Genomic DNA, 17,766 nt, shown 5'->3' with positions numbered 1-17,766 from the left:
AAGTCATGCATTAAGTACATCGAGGGTCGCGAACCGGCCCTTGAGCGGGCCGCGCGAGTCGATGCCCCACCACCGCTCCAGCAGCGTCGCGTAGTAGCCGCGGAAATCCACGGCATGCGCGAGGTTGCCGTTGCCGTCGATCCGTTCGAGGTTGGGGGCGGCGCCATGGAGCCCGCCCTTCACCGCCCCGCCCATCACTAGGTGGACATTGGCGGTGCCATGGTCGGTGCCGCCGCTCTGGTTCTCCTTCGGGCGACGGCCGAACTCCGAGTAGGTCGCGATCGTGGTGGTCTTCCAGCGATCGATCTCGATGAGCGCCTCGCGAAGTGCCGCAAGACCCTCCCCCAACTGGCGCAGCAGGTTCGCGTGCACGCCCTGCTGGTTCGCATGGGTGTCGAAGCCCCCGAGCGTCACGCGGATCACGGCAATGCCTGCCGGATTGGCCGCGAGCTGCGCGGCGGTCTTCACGGCGTTGCCGAACGCGCCTTGCGGGAAATCCGTCTGGAAGACATGTCCGGCGTTGAGCTTCTCGGCGGAGGCGATGATCTCGCGCTCGACACGCAGGATGTGCGCGAGCGCCGGGTTGCGCGCGACACCTGCATCTCGCGCGAGGCGCGCGTTGCGCAGGAACTGCTCGGGACTCGTGAGCGCGATCGCGCGCGTCCCACCCTGCAGCGGCCCCATGTCCGCGGCACCGACCACCACGCCATCGGCGGCATACGCGGCGGGCGAAGGCGACGCGGCGAAGGCCCGCGCGAGCCAGCCGTCCTCGAGGTATTCCTCGCTCTTCGAGGCCGTGTCCCAGATCTCGATCGAACGGAAGTGCGAGAGGTTGGGATCGGGATAGCCCACGCCCTGCACGATCGCGAGCTCGCGCGCGGACCACAGCGGCATGAGTTTCTCGAGCGAAGGATGCAGGCCGAGCTGGTCGTCGAGCTTGAGGACGCGGTCCCGGTCGATCGCGATCCGCGGCCGGAGGCGCGCGTATTGTGGATCCGCATACGGGATCACGGTGTTCAGTCCGTCGTTGCCGCCCTTCAGCTCGACGAGGATGAGCAGGCGGCGGCTACCTCCGGCAGGTGCCGCGAAGGCAACGCCGCCAAGCGAGCCCGCGAGGGGCACCGCGGCAGCGAGGCGCAGGAAATCGCGGCGCTTCATTTGAGCTGGTAGGCCGGGTCGGCGGTGAGGTGGCGAACGAGCTCCACGCCTTCCGTGCCTTCGGGCATGGGATTGACCGCGGGCATCGCGAGCACGAGGCGCTCCACGTTCGCGGGCGGCAGCGTCTTCGACCAGCGTTCCCAATCGAAGGCGTAGGTGCGCATGCCCCGCTCCATCAGGCGCCGGAAACGCGCTTCGGGGTTCTGGCCCTCCATCGGCGCGGGCACCTCGGCGGCGACCATCGTCATCGCCATCGCGTCGCTGCCGCGGAAGAGGCGCTCGAGCAATTGCTTGCGGCCCAGGAGCGTCGCGGAATTGATCCAGGCTTCGCCGCCGGGCCAGCCCTTCACGTTCGGCGGCGACATCGGGTTCTGGCCGAGGAGCGCTGCGGCGAGCACAGCGGGGCGCAGCGTCGCCGGACGGATCTCGAAGGTCTTCATCGTGCCGACGACGAGATCGACGGGCGACTTCACGATCGCCCCGCGCGCCTCCGCGGACCAGAACGCGTCGGAGACGAGCATCGCGCGCATGAGCGGCTTCACTTCGTAGCGCGCCTCACGCCACGCGGCCGCGAGGCGCTCGACTTCGCGCGGATCGGGCGTGGGGGAAACGAATTCCTTCCAGAGCTTGCCGACGATGAACGTGCCGGTCTCCGGACGGGCGAGCAGGATGTCGAGGACGTCGTCGCCATCGAAGCGGCCCTGCTTGCCGAGCACGGTCTTCACGCCGCCGTCGTGCCACAACGCGCGGTTGGTGAACTCCAGCGAATCGCGATCGAGGCTCCAGCCGGTGAACGCGCGCGCGGCTTCCTTGATGTCCTTCTCGCCGTAGTGCCCTTCGCCGACCGTGAAGAGTTCCATCACCTCGCGGGCGAAGTTCTCGTTGGGCGCCTGGCGGCGGCTGCCGGCGTTGTCCAGGTAAATGAGCATCGCCGGATCGCGCGCGACGGCGTGGAGCAGCGTGCCGAAGTTGCCCAGCGCCTCGCGCCGCAGCAGGACGTTCTGGCGATACATGAGCTGCGGGCTGCGTACCTTCTGCTGGCTGGTGGCGAAATGGTTGTGCCAGAAGAGCGTCATGCGCTCCGTGAGCGGCGAGGCTGACGTGAGCATCTCGCGGAACCACCATTCGCGCAGGATCAGTCCGCGCTCCACGACACGGCGAAGCTCGGCCTTCTTCGCTTCGTCGTCGAGTTGCCGGTACTTGTAGAACGGCATCGGCGGCTCGTCCACGAACGCGGGCGGCTTGCCGGCGGCCACGCGCGGCGTGTCCGCGAGCAGGCGGTCCACCGCTTGCAGGCGCGAGAGCTTCGCGTAGTCGCGCACTTCGGCTTCGGTCGCGCCGAAGCCCGTGCGGTTGAGCAGGTGCCGGGCCCCGTCGTAGCCGATGGCCTGGCCCTGGGCGTTCCCGGCGAGGGAAAGAAAAAGGAGGAGAAGCGCGAGGACAGCTCTCATTCGCGCATTCTCCTCCTAAGGGCAGGCACCCTGACTGACTTGCCGGCTTACTTGCGCGGGCCGCGGGCGGCCGCGAGCTCTTCCTTCGAAAGGAAGCCATCCTTGTTGCTGTCGAGCTTGTCGAAGTGCTCGGCCATGCGCGGCGCATTGGCCTTCGCTTCGTCGCGGCTGATCTTGCCGTCGCCGTTGGCGTCGACCTTCTTCATGTGCTCGGCACGCTGCTTGTCACCGAAGGCCTTCATCTCGTCCTTCGAGAGCTGGCCGTCCTTGTTGGTGTCGATCGCATCGAAGTTCTCGGCGAGACGCGGCTTGCCCGCGGCTTCCTGGCGGCTGACCAGGCCGTCGCCGTTCGTATCGGCCGACTTCATGCGATCACCGTGGCCGCCGGCTTGCGCCATGGCAACCGTGGCGGTCGTGGCAGCTGCGAGGCCGAGGACCGCGAGAATGGAGACGACTTTCATTTGGAACTCCTCATGTGAATGGACAATGTCGCTCGGGAATGTCCACAAGCGTAAGGACTCAACGCCCTGAACCTGTGTCCGGCGCACGGGTCGGTCGTAACGGGATGTAAGCGAGGGGCGATTCCCGCCTCGTTGTTAACATCTGCTTACAGCCGCCAAACCGGCCACGGAGATCGACGCATACGATGGGCGCCATGCAAACCCAGCAACGCCAACGCATCCTGGTCGTGGACGACGACCTGCGCATGCGAGACCTCCTCAAGCGCTACCTCTCCGAGCAGGGCTTCGCGGTGGAGACGGTCGCCGACGCGGCCGCGATGGATCGCCAATTCCAGCGCGCCAACTACGATCTGCTCGTGCTCGACCTCATGCTGCCGGGCGAGGACGGCCTCGCCATCTGCCGGCGCCTGCGGGCGGGCGGCAACACCGTGCCGGTGATCATGCTCACCGCGCGCGGCGATGACGTCGATCGCATCCTCGGCCTCGAGATGGGTGCGGACGACTACCTGCCGAAGCCCTTCAACCCGCGCGAGCTCGTGGCGCGAATCCAGGCGGTGCTTCGCCGGCAGAGGCCCAAGCCGCCGCCGGGCTCGCCCACCAGCGACGAGAAGGTGATCGAGTTCGGGCCTTTCGCGCTGAACCTCGGCACGCGCACCCTGAATCGCGAAGGCGAACCCATCGTGCTCACCACGGGCGAGTTCGCGTTGCTCAAGGCGCTGGCCGAGCACGCGCGCGAGCCGATGTCGCGCGACAAGCTGATGGACCTCGCGCGCGGCCGCGAGCACGAGAGCTTCGATCGCTCGATCGACGTCCAGATCTCGCGCCTGAGAAAGCTCCTCGAGATCGATCCGAAGGAGCCGCGCTACATCCAGACCGTCTGGGGCTTCGGTTACGTCTTCATTCCCGACGGGAGTGATTCGCGTAGCGGATCATCCTGAGCGCACGAAGGACCTGCTTTTCATGAAGATGAAGCTGTTTCCGGTTTCGCTGCTGTGGCAGACCCTCGCCGTGCTGGTCGCGGCACTCGTGCTCTCGCAGCTCGCCTCGCTCTGGTTCCTCAACGAGTACGTCACGCGCCCGCGCCTGATGCTCGGCATCGGGCAGTTCGTGAGCCATCTCAAGACCATCGTCGCGGCGCTCGAGACGCTGCCCGAGCATGAGCAGCGCGAGTTCATCGCGCGCGTCGCGGAGAAGGACGGCCTGCGCATCATCCCGGCCGATGGGCCGCGTGCGCGCCGGCGCTTTGGCATTGCGCCCGGACAACCGGCGCCCGAACAGAGACCGCCGGGATTCGAGCAAAGACAACCCGGCCCTGAACAGAACGACCGCCCCCGCGGTGAGCAAGGCCTCCGGGGCGAGCAGTTTCCGCGCGGCGAGATCGGGCCGCCACCCATTCCCCAGCTCAAGCTCGCACCCGACATTCCTCCGGTGCGTGCATTCCGGGAGCGCGTTCGCGAGGTCTTCGGCCCCAACGCCGAGGTCCATGTGCGGGCGGAGAATGCCAACTCGCTGTGGTTCAACGTTTCGGCGGGCGAGCGACGCTACTGGATCGTGTTCAACCGCAATCGCATCGAACGCGACGCGACCAGCGCGCTCATCGGCTGGGGTGTCGCGGGCGTGCTGATCGCCCTCCTCGCCGCGATCTTCATCGTCTGGCGCCTCAACCGTCCGCTCACGCGCCTGGTGGATGCGGCGGGCAAGCTGGGCCGCAACGTCGAGGCGGGCGCCGTTCCCGAGACGGGTCCGTCGGAAATACGCGCCGTCGCGCGCGCCTTCAACCAGATGAAGGACAACCTCGATCGCCAGGGGCGGGAGCGCGCAACGTTCCTCGCGGGGATCTCCCATGACCTGCGCACGCCGCTTGCCCGCCTGCGCCTCGACCTCGAGATGCTCGGCGGCAAGGTCGAAGCCGACACGCAGCGCGCGATGGTCTCCGACATCGACGACATGAACTCGATCATCGACCAGTTCATCGACTTCGCGCGCAGCGAAGCGGCCGAACCGCTGGCACCCGTGAAGCTTTCCGATGCGGCGCTCGCGGCCACCGAGCGCGCGGCGCGCGCCGGCGCCAACGTGCGCTGCGATCCGGTGGAAGTGCCCGTGCTGATGCTCCGCCCCCTCGCGGTGCAGCGGCTGATCGACAACCTCGTGGGCAACGCGTTGAAGCACGCGGGCGGCGAAGTGCTCGTGCGCACCGCAACCGTTCCCGACGGCGCGACACTCTCCGTGCTCGATCGCGGCCCGGGCATTCCCGATCATCTCGTCGAGCGCCTGAAGGCCCCCTTCACGCGCCGCGACGAAGCGCGCAGCGGCCAGTCGGGCGCGGGCCTCGGCCTTGCGATCGCGAGCCGCATCGCTGCGATCCACGGCGGCAAGCTCGATCTCCTTGCACGCGATGGCGGAGGGCTCGAAGCCCGTGTAATGTTCCCTGCGGCCCGTTAGGCCAGGGAAAATTGCAATGGCAGGTGGGGCGAACCCGGTCAAGGCGGTGCTCTACGCGCTCGGCGCGAACTTCGCGATCGCGGTCACGAAGTACATCGCCGCGTTCATCACGAATTCCGGATCGATGCTCGCCGAGGCCGTGCACTCGACCGCCGACTGCGGCAACCAGCTGCTGCTGCTGCTCGGCATGAAGCGCGCGAAGCGCCCGCCCTCGCCCGACTATCCGCTGGGCTTCGGCAAGGAAACCTACTTCTGGTCGTTCATCGTCGCGCTGATGCTCTTCAGCGTGGGCGGGCTCTTCTCCGTCTACGAGGGCTGGCACAAGCTGCACGAGCCCGAGGCGATCAAGTTCCCGCTGCTCGCCCTCGGCGTCCTGGGCTTCGGCATCGTCGCCGAATCGTTCTCGACCTGGGGCTGCCTCACCGAAGTGAACAAGCTGCGCGGCAACCAGACCCTGTGGCAGTGGTTCCGTTCGTCGCGCAATTCCGAGCTGATCGTGATCCTTGGCGAGGACCTCGCCGCGCTCTTCGGACTTACGCTCGCGTTCATCGCCGTGTCCATCACGTGGGCCACCGGCGATCCCATCTGGGATGCGCTGGGCAGCATCGCGATCGGCGTGTTGCTGATCGTGGTCGCGATCCTCGTGGGCATCGAGGTGAAGGCACTCCTCGTCGGCCAGGGCGTCGAAGACACGACGCGCGCGGAAATGGTGAAGTTCCTCGAGGACCAGCCCGCGGTCGAGAAGGTCCTGAATCTCCTTTCGCTGCAGATGGGGCCCGACGCGATGATCGCGGTGAAGGCGAGGATGCGCCCCACGGGCACCGACGTCGCGCTCGTCGAAGGCATCAACAAGACGGAGGTCGCGTTCCGCGAGGCCTTCCCGCAAGTGGCATTCCTGTTCTTCGAGCCGGACCTGAAGGACTGACGCTTCAACGAGGAGATTCGCACCATGGGTGGACTCAGGATCGTCGCAATCGTGCTGATCGTCGCCGGGGCCCTCGGGCTCGCGTACGGCAGCTTCAGCTACACGAAGGAGACGCACACCGCCAAGCTCGGCCCGCTCTCCGTCTCGGTCAAGGAGAAAGAGACGATCAACATTCCCCAATGGGCGGGGCTGGCCGCGATCGCGATCGGCGTGGTGCTGCTGGTCACGGGCAAGAAGTAGCGCGGAGGCGTGGCGCGCGTCGTCCTCTGCGCCTGGGGCAGCTACGGCGATCTCTTTCCGTACATCGGCATCGCGCTCGAGCTGAAGCGTCGCGGGCATCGCCCGCTGCTCGCCCACTCGGAGTTCTACCGGACCCTCGTCGAGGGCCTCGGCCTCGAATTCCACGCGGTCCCTCCCGATATCGATCCGCAGGACAAGGCGTTCATTGCGCTCGCACTGAGCACGCAGGGGCCGAAGGTGCTCTTCTCCCGGATCGCCGCGAGCGTGCGCGAAAGCTACGCCGCGATCGATGCGGCGTGTGGCGACGCGGATCTCGTGGTCACCCATCCGGCCACGCCCGCCGCGCCGCTCGTCGCGCAGAAGCGCGGGCTGCCGTGGGTCTCGACCGTGCTCGCACCGATCTCCTTCCTCTCCGCGTACGAGCTGCCGCTCTTCCCGCCGTATTGGCTCGCGCACCTGTATCGCAGGCTCGGCCCCGGATTCGCCGGGGCTATCGTCAAAGCCGGCAAATGGACGACCACCCGGTGGGTGGCGCCCGTGCAGGCACTGCGCGCGGAGCTAGGGTTGCCGCCCGCACCCAACCCGATCTTCGACGGGCAGTTCTCGCCTTTGCGAACGCTCGCGCTTTTCCCAAGGGTTCTCGCCGAGCCGCAGCCCGATTGGCCGGCGAATGTGGATCGCACGGGTTTCGTGTCCTACAGCGGACCGGATGAAATGCCGACGCCCCTCGTCGAGTTCCTCGATGCGGGTCCGCCGCCGGTCGTTTTCACGTTGGGTACCTCGGCCGTAGGCTTGCCGGGAACGTTTTTCGAGGAAAGCGCGAAGGCCTGCGAGCTCGCGGGCGTGCGCGGCGTACTCCTGGTCGGACGCTACGATGCCGAGCGTCCTACAAATCTGCCGAGCGGCGTGATCGCGGTGGACTACGCGCCTCACGCGGAGCTTTTTCCCCGCGCTGCTGCGATCGTGCACCAGTGCGGCATGGGCACGCTGAGCCAGGCCCTACGCGCGGGCAAGCCGCAACTTGCCGTGCCCTTCGCCAACGACCAGCCGGACAACGCCGACCGGGTCAACCGCCTGGGGGTCGCGCGCGTTTGCTATCCAGGGCGCTATGGATCATCCCGGGTCGCCGCGCATTTGCGCGAGCTCCTCGACCGGGCGCAGTATGGAACCAGCGCCAAGGCAATCGGCCTAACCGTCAGCAGAGAAGACGGAGCAACCGCCGCCTGCAATGCCCTCGAGGAGGTCTTACGCAGCAGCATCAGGAGGCCCTCATGAAAGCGCTCAACGCCCTCGCACTTCCCCTCATCGCAGCCGCCGCGCTGCTCTTCGCACTGCCCAGTGACGCCCAGAACCGCGGAGGTGGCGGTGGTGGTGGTGGTGGCCGCGGAGGCGGAGGCGGTTACAGCGGCGGTGGCGGTGGCGGTGGCTACAACGGAGGCGGTCGCGGCTCCGGTGGCGGCGGCAGCTACAACGGCGGTGGCCGCTACAACGGCGGCGGCAGCTACAGCGGCGGCGGCTCGCGCTACAACGGCGGGGGCTCGCGCTATTACGGCGGCGGTGGCTATCGTCACGGCGGTGGCTACTACCACGGTGCCCGCTACTACGGCGGCTACTACCGGCCCTACTACCCGTACTACTGGGGAGCATGGGCAGCCGCACCGCTCTTCTGGGGCAGCGCCTACTGGGGTTATCCGTACGGCTACGGCGCGTATGGTCCCAACTACGCGTATCCCGCACCGCCCGCGGAGTCCTATCCCGAGGGCTACATGTCGCCGCCCCAGGCCGAACTCGGACCCACGACGCAGGTGCCGATGAATCCCGAGGGTGCGCCGACGCAACGGCCGCTCTATCTGAACTGGTGCGAAGAAGCCCGGGCCTACTACCCGAAGGTCACGCAGTGCCCGAGTGGCTGGGTGATGCGGCGGCCGGAGTACCAGTAAAGAACGCCTCGACGGCTTCGATCGACCGCGTGCGCCTGAACGGCGGCAGCGCGCGCCAGATGCGCTTGCCGTAAGGCTTCGTGATCAACCGCGGGTCGCAGATCACCAGCACCCCGCGGTCGGTCTCGTCGCGAATGAGGCGCCCCGCTCCCTGCTTGAGAGCGATCACCGCGCGCGGCACCTGGTAATCCATGAACGCATTGCCGCCGGCGCGATTGATGCGTTCGATGCAGGCGGCGAGCACCGGATCGTCGGGCGGATTGAACGGCAACCGGTCGATGACCACCACCGAGAGCTGGTCGCCCTTCACGTCGACCCCTTCCCAGAACGACTGCGATCCCACGAGGATCGCGTTGGGTGACTTGCGGAAGCGCTCCAGCAGCTCGTTCTTCGAGCCACTGCCTTGCAGCAGCAGCGGCCACTCGAGCCCTTCGGACTTGAGCTTGGCGCCGATGCGTTCGTGCGCGAGGTTCATCGCGCGCAGGCTGGTGAAGAGCAGGAACGCGTGCCCGCCGCTCGCGCGCACCACCGGCCACGACGCCTCGACGACCGCATCCGTGTAGCCCTCGGAGTTCGGATCGGGCAATTCCTCGGGCACGTAGAGCAGCGCCTGCTTCTCGAAGTCGAACGGGCTCGGCCAGTTCGCGGTCACCGCTTCGGCGAGGCCCATTTCCGATTGGTAGTGCCTGAAGTCACCCGCAACGGAAAGGGTCGCCGAGGTGAAGATCCATGCGCGCTTGGAACCCTCGATCTGCTGGCGGAAGATCGCGGCGACGTCGAGCGGCGTCACGTAGAGCGCCGCGGCGTGCGAATACGCCTCGATCCAGCGAACGGTGTCGACCTCGGCCGGATCTCGCTCGCGGGCGTCGAGCTCGCGCCAATCGGCAATCCGTCCGGCGAATTCGTCGGCACGCACGCGCGCGTTGCGCAGTTCCTCGGCGCGCTCTTCGTGTGCCTGGAGAAGCTTGGACAACTCGCCGAGCTTCTCCGCAAGCGCGTCGAGCGCGCGGTCGAACTCGGGACGCTGGCGAATGGCATTGAGCGCCACGCGGCCCGCCACGGCGCCCAGCGAGATGCGCACATCGCGAGCGGCGCGGTCCACCGCGTGCGCCGCATCGCCGATCTCCGGCGATTCCTTCGCCTTCATGAGGCCCGCGGTGCGCGCGTCGCGCGCGAGCTCGATGGCCTGGGCCGTCGACACGGACTCGCCGAAGAAGAGCCGCGCCAGGTCCGGCAGGTGGTGCGCCTCGTCGAAGATCACGGTGTTCGCCGCCGGCAGGAGGTCGCCTGCGCCTTCGTCGCGCAACACCACGTCGGCGAAGAAGAGATGGTGGTTCACCACGACCACGTCGGCTTCGGCCGCGCGCTTGCGCGCCTTCATCACGAAGCACTCGTCGTAGTGCTTGCAGTTCGAGCCCAGGCAATTCTCGCGCGTGGACGTCGCCTGCGCCCACGCGGCCGAGGTCTCGGGCACGTCACCGCAGTCGGAACGGTCGCCCGACATCGTGTTGCGCGCGAATCGCTGGATCTTGTGGATGTTGGAAGAATCCTCGCGCGAGCCGAAGCGTCCCTCCTCCACCGCGATCTCGAGATGATGCAGGCACACATAGTTCGCGCGGCCCTTGAGCAGCGCCACGTCCACTGCCACGCCCAGCACCTCGCGCACGCGCGGCAGGTCACGATGGAAGAGTTGGTCCTGCAGCGTCTTGGTGCCGGTGGAAACGATGACCTTGCCGCCGGAAATCAATGCGGGCACCAGGTAGGCGAACGTCTTGCCGGTTCCCGTGCCGGCTTCGGCGATGAGGACGCCCTGCATCTCGATCGCCTTCTCCACGGCCTGCGCGAATTCGACCTGCTGCGGGCGGTGGCGGAAGCCCGGAATCTCGCGCGCGAGCGGGCCCTCGGGACCGAGGATGCGTTCGAGGTCCGTCACGGTGCGGGCTTCAGGAGCGGCCGAAGACGATGCGTTCCTCGGCGAGGAGCTTCGAGATCGACCGCACGCATACCGCAACGAGAAGGAACGCGACCGCGGCAGGCACGAGCCACTCCACCCAGCCGAGCGCCTCGCCGCGCAACACGCGCGTGAGCGCCATCTGCTGGCCGAGCACGGGCACGAATGCCTGCCAGAACGCGTCCTTGAGGCCGGAGAAGATCACGATCATCGGCACGAACGACGCGGCGGTACCGATGTACGTAGTGTACGTCTGCGCCTCGCGGTAGGAACGGCCGTAGGTGGCGATGAGCATCTGCACGGAGGACGTGAGCGCGGCGAACGGAATCGCGAACGCGGCGAAGACCAGGAATTCGCGCCAGCCGAACTGCAGCATCGCCGCGACCTTCGATGAACTGTAGAGGGATGCCGCCACCACGAACCCCAGCAAGGTGATCAACGCCACCGACGCACCGGTCGTCCAGGCGGCGAGCCATTTGCCGATCACCAGATGGAGGGTCGGTACGGGATTGGCGAGCAGCGGCTCCAGGGAACCGCGTTCGCGTTCGCCCGCGGTCGCGTCGATCGCGATGGTCATGCCGCCCAGGAGCGGCGAGAGGATCGCGAACATCGGGATGAGGAACATGAGGAACGCGCCGCGTTGCCGCGGCGTGGAGGTGTTGACGTGCTCGACCTTGACCGGTTCGAGGAGGTCCGGGCTCACGCCCCGGGCCACCAGCCTCAGCGTGCCCGTCTCCCGGTTGAAGGCGCGGAGCAGGCGCTCGGCTTGGCGGACGGCGGGCAGCGATTCGGTTCGCGAGTCGTCGTAGACGAGATCGACCGCCGCGCCGTCGCCGGCGAGGAAATGCTGGTAAAAATCCGGCCGGACAACGATGACCGCATCGAGTCTTCCTTCCTTGATCCGCGCCTCGTAATCCTGCGGCGCCTTGGTGATCTCAACGTCCGAGCGCCGCAGGAAGTTGACCAGGGGGGCGGCGTACTCCTCGCCCACCATGCGCACCCTCAGGATGGAAGCCTTCTCCTCGAGGCCGGCGACGTACTGCGCGACCAGGATCAGCGTGAGCGGGCCGGCGAGGATGGAGGCGAAGAACACCATCAGCGCCGTGCGCCGGTCGCGCAGGCTGTCGGTGATTTCCTTGAGGTAGACGACCAGGATGCGCGACATCACGGCTCCACCTCCACGCCCGTGAGGTGGACGAACGCGTCCTCGAGCGTGTCGCGTCCGCTCGCGGCGCGAATCTCCTCGGGCGTGCCGCTCGCAACGACTTCGCCGCGCGCGACGATCACGATCTCGTCGCAGAGCGCCGTGACTTCCTGCATGACGTGGCTGGAGAAGAGGACGCACTTGCCCGCATCCCTGAGGCGGCGGATCACGTCGCGCAGCGCCCGCGTGGTCATGACGTCGAGGCCGTTGGTGGGCTCGTCGAGCACGACGTTGCGCGGGTCGTGCACGAGGGCGCGGGCGATCGCGACCTTCATCTTCTCGCCCTGGGAGAATCCATCCGTGCGGCGATCGAGCAGTGGGCGCATGTCCAGCCAGTCCGCGAACTTGTCGATCGCGCCGGCCACCTGGGACTTCGTGAGACCGCGGAGGTCCCCGTAGTACGCGATGTTTTCGCGCGCGGTGAGGCGCGCGTAGAGCCCGCGCGCATCCGAAAGCATTCCGAGTGACGCCCGCACTTTGAGTGCATCGCTGCGCGTGTCCACGCCATCGACGACCGCCGCGCCCGCGGTCGGGGCGACGAGCGTGGAAATCATCCGCAGCGTCGTCGTCTTGCCCGCGCCGTTGGGTCCGAGTAGGCCCGTGATCCTTCCATCGGGCGCTGTGAACGTGACATCGCGCACCGCCTCCACTTCGCCGAAGCGCTTCACGAGTTTTTCGACGTGGATCATGGCTTGGTGCCCAGCGGCAGCACGAAGAGCGGCCGCGGGATGCGCTCCAGGCACGCGCCATCCATTCCGTTGGTCGTGCCCGTGCGGATGAAGCGCTCGATCAACCGCGGCGCGCAGCCGTGAGAGCTCACGCCGTGTCCGAGGAACGGTGCGACGAAGTGCTTCGATTTCGGCAGCGAGGCGGCGACGAGTTCGCCATGGCGCGGCGGTGTGGCCGGATCAAGCCCACCCGAGAAGATGAGCACCGGGACATTCGCGCGCACCGGCTCGTAGTAGTCGGGCGCAACCTCGCCGCGCGGCCAGAACTTGCAGGCGCCGAGGAACTGCTCGACCATCGCGCGTCCGAAGAAAGTCTTCTGCAGGTCGGCGATGTCCTCGGGCGTGATGCGCGGCACGTCTTCGGCGCAAAGCACCGACAAGTGCATTCCGATCGCGAAGTTCTCCACGATGTCGTCGGCGATCTCGAGGTTCTGCGCAAGCAGCGGACTGAAGTCACCGGCCTTCGCGGCGACGATCGCCGCGGGCAGCAGGCTCGCGAGCTCCGGAAGGTAGAGCGGCCGGAACAGCGCCGAGAGAAGGACGTTCTCGGAGACCAGCACGGTCTCGGGCTGGCCCGTCAGCGGATCGACGATCGACGTGTTGACCGCACGGCGTGCAAGCGACGTTCGCAGGTCGTTCAAGGTCTTGCGCAGGTTCGGGTACGCCTTCTCGCAAAGCGGATCGATCGCGCAGGAATTGAGCATCCGCTCGAGCGAGGCCGCGCCGTCGGCTGCGAACGAAAGCGGCAGCTTCATCGTCATCGGTGCGACGCCGTCGAGCGTGGCCGTGCGGACGCGATCGGGATAGCGCCGCAGGTACTCAAGGGCCGCGCGCGTGCCATACGAGCCGCCCCACAGGTTCACCGTTTGGTAGCCCAGGAGACCGCGGATCTCGTCGAGGTCCGCCATCGCCGTCGTCGTTCCGTAGTGGCGCGGGTCGGCGTCGATCGTTCTGAGGCATTCCTGCAGGACCTTGTCGGGGATCGCATCCTCGAAAAGCGCCTGCGAGGGCATCGGCCCGTCCTGGTCGCAATTGAGCGGGTTCGACGAACCCGTACCGCGCTGGTCGACGAAGAGCAGGTCGCGCGTGCTGTTGACCTGCGAAAAGAGCGGAACGAGCTGGCGCGCGAGGCCCACCGCGCCCTGCCCCGGTCCGCCGGCGAGCGGCACGATCGGATCGGGTTCCTTCGCGCGCAGCTTCGCGGGAATCACGACCACGCGAATCTTGATGCGTCGCCCCGCTTGCGCCTTGCGATCCTCCCAGACCTCGTGCGTACCACAGCGCGCGGCCGCCTCGATGCCGGGCAGGCGGCAGTCGGCCAGCGCGAGCTTGGGACCTTCCGGGGCGGGTTGGCAGGACGAGAGGACGGCAGCGGCGGCGAGCGCGCCGCAGATACGAAGGAATTTCATCTCGGGGCGCAGCTTAACAGACGCGGCGCGGCTACCATCGTGGCTACGACCACACCATGGCGACGCCCACGTTCCCCAAGCTCGATCCCACCGGTGCCGAATTCTGGGAAGTGCGTTATCGCGAGCACTTCACGCCCTGGGATGCCGGCCGCGTTCCGAAGCAATTGCAGGATTTTGTCGCCGGCGAGGAACCGCCGGGACGCGTGCTGGTGCCCGGATGCGGCTCCGCGCACGACGTTCGTTTCTTCGCGGAAGCAGGATGGGACGTCCAAGGCATCGACTTCAGCGCGGCCGCGGTCGAGGCAGCGGTTCCGATCCTCGGGCCGTTTGCATCGCGTGTCACGCGTGCGGATTTCTTCGGCGCCGAGGTGGCCGGCCCCTACCCGCTCGTCTACGAGCGCGCGTTCCTCTGCGCGTTGCCACGCCGCGAGTGGCCGCGATGGGGCGCGCGCATGGCAGAGCTCATCCCATCGGGCGGCCGCATCGCCGGGTTCTTCTATTACGAGGAACCCCACAAACCGGGTCCGCCCTTCCCGATGCGCGACCGCAGCGAGCTGCACGCGCTGCTCGATCCGGCCTTTGAAGCGATCGAGGACCGCGAGGTCGACGATTCGATCTCGATCTTCGTGGGCAAGGAGCGCTGGGAGATCTGGCGACGGCGCTAGGGACCCTGGCTCAGACCAGCAGCTCACACCGCGTTGGCGCGCGCGACTTCCGGGGCAAGCGCGTGCACGGGCGACTCGCACGGCCGGCCGATGAACCAGCCCTGGCCGAACGCGATGCCGATGTCCTTCACGACCCGGAAGTCATCCGCGTTCTCGATGCCCTCGGCCACGACGAGCGAATCGCAGCTCTCGGCGATGTGCTGGATGGCGCGCAGGAAAGGCGCCTTCAGCGGGTCCGTCGCGATGCCGTCGACGAAATGCTTGTCGACCTTCACGAATTCGGGCCGGAGCTCGAGCCACAGGCGCAGGCTCGCGAAGCCTTCGCCCAGGTCGTCGATCGCGACGCGAAAACCCATCGACCGGTAGAGGAGCAGCGACTCCTTCACGAGGCGGAAGTCGACGATCGGAAAATCCTCGGTGAGCTCGATCACGACGCGCTCGGGCTCGAGGCCCAGCGCGGTGAGGAAGCGGCGCGATCGCTCCTGGCTGAAGCCGCGTTCGGCAAGGAGCTGTGGCGAGAAATTGAGGAAGAGTCGTCCGGGAAGCCGGTGCCGCGCGAAGCTGCGGAGCACTTCCTGGATGCAGATGATGTTGAGCTCGAGCACGGACCCTTGCGCGCTTGCCGCGGCGAAGAGGTCCGCGGGATGGTGCAGCTGCGAGCCTTCGGGTCCCCGCACCAGGGCTTCATAGCCGAGGATCGCGCCTTCGCGGAATGCGAAGATCGGCTGGAAGACGACCCGAAGCGCGCGCTCCGAGAGCACGAAGCGCAATTGCGCGGCGAGTTCCTCGCGGGATCCAGGCATGCGCGAATTGTCCGGTGCGTCGCCGGCAACCCCTGCGCGAAATCGCCAAAGAAAAAAGGCGCCTTGCGGCGCCTCGTCTCGTTCGAACCCCTACGGTCATTCGCCGTAGAGCTTCTGCTTCATCTCGCGGCGTTCCTGCGCTTCGATCGTCAGCGTGGCGGTCGGACGCGCCATCAGGCGCTGCAGGCCGATGGGCTCGCCCGTCTCCTCGCAGTAACCGTAGCTGCCGTCTTCGATGCGCGCGAGCGCGCCGTCGATCTTCTTCAGGAGCTTGCGCTCGCGGTCGCGCGCGCGAAGTTCCAGCGCGTGCTCTTCCTCGAGGGTCGCGCGGTCAGCCGGATCGGGAGCGAACGACAGTTCGCGAAGGTGCTCGGTCGTGGCGCCGGCGTTCTCCACCAGCTGGGCCTGCAGTTCGAGCAGGCGTCCCTTGAAGAACTTGAGCTGCGGGGCACTCATGTACTCCCCCTTCGGCATCTTCAGTACTTCTGCCTCGGTCGGGATTTTCGTCTTGCTAGCCATTGCGCCTCATTGCTTCGGCGGCCGGACCGTGAATTCGGGACGGGGGCGCCATCAGAAAGCCGCGTAGTTTAGCTGACCAGCATGACCCCTGACAAACAGACAATTCGGCATTGAAAGCAGGGAATCTGCCGCGTCGCCAAAATCCTACGCAACAAGTTGTTTTTAATGGCTTTTCTGCAGTCCAAGCGGTAACATTGCGGGATGCAAAGCCAATTGCTTCGACCGCGTTCGTTCGCCGGGTTCCGGTTGGCGAACCGCTGGACGATTTCGGCCCTGGTCATCGGGCTGTTCCTGGCCCTGCCCCTGCTGGTCGTCGCCTCCCACCTCCTCCTGCCGGGTGGCCAGGCCTGGGACCACCTCGCGGCGACGGTCCTGCCCCGGTACATCGGAACCACCCTGGGCCTGCTGGCCCTCGTGGTCGTGGGTGTCGCGTTGGTCGGGGTTACCACCGCGTGGTTGGTCGCGGCCTGCGACTTCCCGGGAAGGCGGTGGCTCGAATGGGCGCTGCTCCTGCCGCTCGCCATGCCGGCCTATGTGATGGCGTATGCCTATACGGACCTCCTGCAGTTCAGCGGTCCGGTGCAAACGTGGCTGCGCGGCGCGATGGGCTGGAACGCGGGCGACTATTTCTTTCCGGACGTGCGCTCGGTGGGTGGCGCGGCCGCAATGTTCATCTGCGTGCTCTATCCGTACGTTTACCTCCTCGCGCGCGTGGCCTTCCTCGAGCAACCGGCGAGCCTCTCGGAAGCGGGTCGCACGATGGGCCTTTCGCCCTGGAGCTCATTCTTTCGCGTGAGCTTGCCCATGGCCCGCCCCGCCATCGCCGCGGGCGCCTCGCTCGCATTGATGGAGACGCTCGCCGACTACGGCACCGTCGCGTACTTCGGCGTGCAGACCTTCACGACCGGGATCTTCCGCGCGTGGATGTCGATGGGCGAGCCGGTATCGGCCGCGAAACTCTCGGTGATCCTGCTCGTGTTCGTCGCGGTGGTGCTCACCATCGAGCGGATGGCGCGGCGCCGCGCGCGCTTCGGAGATGTCCCGTCGGGCGCTCGCCGGGTGCGCGTCGTGTTGCGCGGCTCGCGTGCGTGGATTGCAACGTTCGCCTGCATCCTGCCGCTCATCCTGGGATTTGCATTACCCGCGGCGCTGCTCGCGCGCCTGAGCTTCGGCGGCGGCGATGCGCAATTCGGCGCGCGCTTCGTGACACTCGCGGCCAACAGCGCGCTGGTCGCCACGCTGACCGCGTTCATCGCCGTCGCGCTCGCGCTCTTCCTCGCATACGGCGCGCGCATCTCGCGAAGCCCGGCCGCAGCGGCGGTGAACCGCTTCTCGAATCTCGGCTATGCCGTGCCCGGCGCGGTCATCGCGATCGGCGTGCTCATCCCCGCCTCGCGCCTCGACCACGCGATCGCCGATGCGGTGCAAAGAGTCTTCAATGTCGAGATCGGGCTTCTCTTCACGGGCAGCCTCGCGGCACTCGTGTACGCCTACCTGATCCGCTTCCTCGCGATCGCGTTGCAGACGGTCGAAGCCGGCCTCTCGCGAGTGACGCCGAACATGGAGGATGCCGCGCGCTCGCTCGGCATGAATGCCGGCGAGACGCTCGCGAAGGTGCACGCGCCGATGCTGCGCTCGAGCCTGGTGACGGCGGCGCTGCTCGTCTTCGTGGATGTGATGAAGGAGTTGCCGGCCACGTTCGTGATGCGGCCGTTCAATTTCGACACGCTGGCGGTGCAGGCCTACAACCTGGCATCCGACGAGCGCCTTGCGGAAGCCTCAACCGCATCCCTCGCGATCGTTGCGGTCGGGCTCGTTCCGCTCGTCGTCGCATCGCGCCGCCTGGTGCGGCGCGGCGACTGACGACTGA

The 17,766-nt window shown here is 67.2% G+C and carries 17 protein-coding genes; 8 read left to right on the top strand and 9 right to left on the bottom strand.

Translation table 11 applies throughout. From position 1 onward, the window contains the following. Positions 1–3: 3 nt before the first annotated feature. The 3 genes from DSM104440_RS09220 to DSM104440_RS09210 are packed head-to-tail and all read right to left on the bottom strand — an operon-like array spanning position 4 to position 3,070. Positions 4–1,158: a DUF1501 domain-containing protein gene (locus DSM104440_RS09220; RefSeq protein WP_171161898.1), complete on the bottom strand. Its 1,155-nt coding sequence runs from the start codon at positions 1,156–1,158 to the stop codon at positions 4–6. Next, a complete protein-coding gene (locus DSM104440_RS09215) occupies positions 1,155–2,609 on the bottom strand; it encodes a DUF1800 domain-containing protein (RefSeq protein WP_171161897.1) in 1,455 nt (484 codons plus the stop codon). Before DSM104440_RS09215 ends, DSM104440_RS09220 begins: the two co-directional genes overlap by 4 nt. 47 nt (positions 2,610–2,656) lie before the next feature. Next, positions 2,657–3,070, bottom strand: a complete 414-nt coding sequence (locus tag DSM104440_RS09210) for an EF-hand domain-containing protein (RefSeq protein ID WP_171161896.1) — start codon at positions 3,068–3,070, stop codon at positions 2,657–2,659. Between the two features lie 194 nt (positions 3,071–3,264). Here DSM104440_RS09210 and ompR point away from each other — a divergent pair, with 194 nt between their 5' ends. From ompR to DSM104440_RS19305, 6 genes are read left to right on the top strand one after another with little or no spacing between them, the layout of a single operon-like run. Then, complete coding sequence (gene ompR / locus DSM104440_RS09205) at positions 3,265–4,008, top strand: osmolarity response regulator transcription factor OmpR (protein WP_171161894.1); 744 nt, start codon at positions 3,265–3,267, stop codon at positions 4,006–4,008. Positions 4,009–4,030: 22 nt separating this feature from the next. Then, positions 4,031–5,512: an ATP-binding protein gene (locus tag DSM104440_RS09200; protein ID WP_171161888.1), complete on the top strand. Its 1,482-nt coding sequence runs from the start codon at positions 4,031–4,033 to the stop codon at positions 5,510–5,512. A gap of 16 nt (positions 5,513–5,528) precedes the next feature. Continuing rightward, positions 5,529–6,437 carry a cation diffusion facilitator family transporter gene (locus DSM104440_RS09195; RefSeq protein WP_171161886.1) on the top strand — a complete coding sequence of 303 codons (909 nt, stop codon included), beginning with the start codon at positions 5,529–5,531 and terminating at the stop codon, positions 6,435–6,437. A 24-nt stretch (positions 6,438–6,461) separates the two neighbouring features. Beyond that, positions 6,462–6,677, top strand: a complete 216-nt coding sequence (locus tag DSM104440_RS09190; RefSeq protein ID WP_171161884.1) for a hypothetical protein — start codon at positions 6,462–6,464, stop codon at positions 6,675–6,677. 9 nt (positions 6,678–6,686) lie between these two features. Next, the gene (locus DSM104440_RS09185) at positions 6,687–7,952 is read left to right on the top strand and encodes a glycosyltransferase (protein ID WP_171161882.1); all 1,266 of its coding nucleotides are present in this window, start codon (positions 6,687–6,689) and stop codon (positions 7,950–7,952) included. Beyond that, complete coding sequence (locus DSM104440_RS19305; protein ID WP_212758283.1) at positions 7,949–8,617, top strand: hypothetical protein; 669 nt, start codon at positions 7,949–7,951, stop codon at positions 8,615–8,617. The genes DSM104440_RS09185 and DSM104440_RS19305 overlap by 4 nt, the downstream gene beginning before the upstream one ends. Here DSM104440_RS19305 and yoaA read toward each other — a convergent pair. From yoaA to DSM104440_RS09160, 4 genes are read right to left on the bottom strand one after another with little or no spacing between them, the layout of a single operon-like run. Further along, positions 8,568–10,550: a DNA repair helicase YoaA gene (yoaA, locus tag DSM104440_RS09175; RefSeq protein ID WP_246212125.1), complete on the bottom strand. Its 1,983-nt coding sequence runs from the start codon at positions 10,548–10,550 to the stop codon at positions 8,568–8,570. The two genes, DSM104440_RS19305 and yoaA, sit on opposite strands and share 50 nt — an antisense overlap. 10 nt (positions 10,551–10,560) lie before the next feature. Beyond that, positions 10,561–11,733 (bottom strand): ABC transporter permease, encoded by a 1,173-nt coding sequence (locus tag DSM104440_RS09170; protein WP_171161880.1) that lies wholly within the window; start codon positions 11,731–11,733, stop codon positions 10,561–10,563. Next, positions 11,733–12,461, bottom strand: a complete 729-nt coding sequence (locus DSM104440_RS09165) for an ABC transporter ATP-binding protein (RefSeq protein WP_171161877.1) — start codon at positions 12,459–12,461, stop codon at positions 11,733–11,735. The genes DSM104440_RS09170 and DSM104440_RS09165 overlap by 1 nt, the downstream gene beginning before the upstream one ends. Then, positions 12,458–13,909: an alpha/beta fold hydrolase gene (locus DSM104440_RS09160; protein WP_171161876.1), complete on the bottom strand. Its 1,452-nt coding sequence runs from the start codon at positions 13,907–13,909 to the stop codon at positions 12,458–12,460. Before DSM104440_RS09160 ends, DSM104440_RS09165 begins: the two co-directional genes overlap by 4 nt. 56 nt (positions 13,910–13,965) lie before the next feature. On the opposite strand from DSM104440_RS09160, the gene DSM104440_RS09155 reads away from it, so the two are divergent. After that, on the top strand, positions 13,966–14,574 hold the full coding sequence (locus tag DSM104440_RS09155) for a class I SAM-dependent methyltransferase (RefSeq protein ID WP_171161874.1): 609 nt from the start codon (positions 13,966–13,968) through the stop codon (positions 14,572–14,574). Positions 14,575–14,597: 23 nt separating this feature from the next. Here the strand turns inward: DSM104440_RS09155 and DSM104440_RS09150 are convergent, their stop codons facing one another. Continuing rightward, a complete protein-coding gene (locus DSM104440_RS09150) occupies positions 14,598–15,377 on the bottom strand; it encodes an EAL domain-containing protein (protein ID WP_171161872.1) in 780 nt (259 codons plus the stop codon). 96 nt (positions 15,378–15,473) lie between these two features. Continuing rightward, entirely contained in the window at positions 15,474–15,896 is a 423-nt protein-coding gene (dksA, locus tag DSM104440_RS09145) for an RNA polymerase-binding protein DksA (protein ID WP_171161870.1), read from the bottom strand. Positions 15,897–16,109: 213 nt separating this feature from the next. On the opposite strand from dksA, the gene DSM104440_RS09140 reads away from it, so the two are divergent. Continuing rightward, a complete protein-coding gene (locus DSM104440_RS09140) occupies positions 16,110–17,759 on the top strand; it encodes an ABC transporter permease (protein WP_246212124.1) in 1,650 nt (549 codons plus the stop codon). Positions 17,760–17,766 lie beyond the last annotated feature (7 nt).

The sequence above is a fragment of the Usitatibacter palustris genome (genome assembly GCF_013003985.1).
In the GTDB taxonomy this organism is placed as follows: Bacteria; Pseudomonadota; Gammaproteobacteria; order Burkholderiales; family Usitatibacteraceae; genus Usitatibacter; species Usitatibacter palustris.
Note: the sequence above shows the minus strand (reverse complement) of the source record. Positions and strands in the feature narration are given on the sequence as shown.

Excerpts from the sequence above, each read along its gene's own strand:
- DSM104440_RS09220 (WP_171161898.1), bottom strand. The coding sequence starts at position 1,158 with ATGAAGCGCCGCGATTTCCTGCGCCTCGCTGCCGCGGTGCCCCTCGCG.
- DSM104440_RS09215 (WP_171161897.1), bottom strand. The coding sequence starts at position 2,609 with ATGAGAGCTGTCCTCGCGCTTCTCCTCCTTTTTCTTTCCCTCGCCGGG.
- DSM104440_RS09210 (WP_171161896.1), bottom strand. The coding sequence starts at position 3,070 with ATGAAAGTCGTCTCCATTCTCGCGGTCCTCGGCCTCGCAGCTGCCACG.
- ompR (WP_171161894.1), top strand. The coding sequence starts at position 3,265 with ATGCAAACCCAGCAACGCCAACGCATCCTGGTCGTGGACGACGACCTG.
- DSM104440_RS09200 (WP_171161888.1), top strand. The coding sequence starts at position 4,031 with ATGAAGATGAAGCTGTTTCCGGTTTCGCTGCTGTGGCAGACCCTCGCC.
- DSM104440_RS09195 (WP_171161886.1), top strand. The coding sequence starts at position 5,529 with ATGGCAGGTGGGGCGAACCCGGTCAAGGCGGTGCTCTACGCGCTCGGC.
- DSM104440_RS09190 (WP_171161884.1), top strand. The coding sequence starts at position 6,462 with ATGGGTGGACTCAGGATCGTCGCAATCGTGCTGATCGTCGCCGGGGCC.
- DSM104440_RS19305 (WP_212758283.1), top strand. The coding sequence starts at position 7,949 with ATGAAAGCGCTCAACGCCCTCGCACTTCCCCTCATCGCAGCCGCCGCG.
- DSM104440_RS09170 (WP_171161880.1), bottom strand. The coding sequence starts at position 11,733 with ATGTCGCGCATCCTGGTCGTCTACCTCAAGGAAATCACCGACAGCCTG.
- DSM104440_RS09165 (WP_171161877.1), bottom strand. The coding sequence starts at position 12,461 with ATGATCCACGTCGAAAAACTCGTGAAGCGCTTCGGCGAAGTGGAGGCG.
- DSM104440_RS09160 (WP_171161876.1), bottom strand. The coding sequence starts at position 13,909 with ATGAAATTCCTTCGTATCTGCGGCGCGCTCGCCGCCGCTGCCGTCCTC.
- DSM104440_RS09155 (WP_171161874.1), top strand. The coding sequence starts at position 13,966 with ATGGCGACGCCCACGTTCCCCAAGCTCGATCCCACCGGTGCCGAATTC.
- DSM104440_RS09150 (WP_171161872.1), bottom strand. The coding sequence starts at position 15,377 with ATGCCTGGATCCCGCGAGGAACTCGCCGCGCAATTGCGCTTCGTGCTC.
- dksA (WP_171161870.1), bottom strand. The coding sequence starts at position 15,896 with ATGGCTAGCAAGACGAAAATCCCGACCGAGGCAGAAGTACTGAAGATG.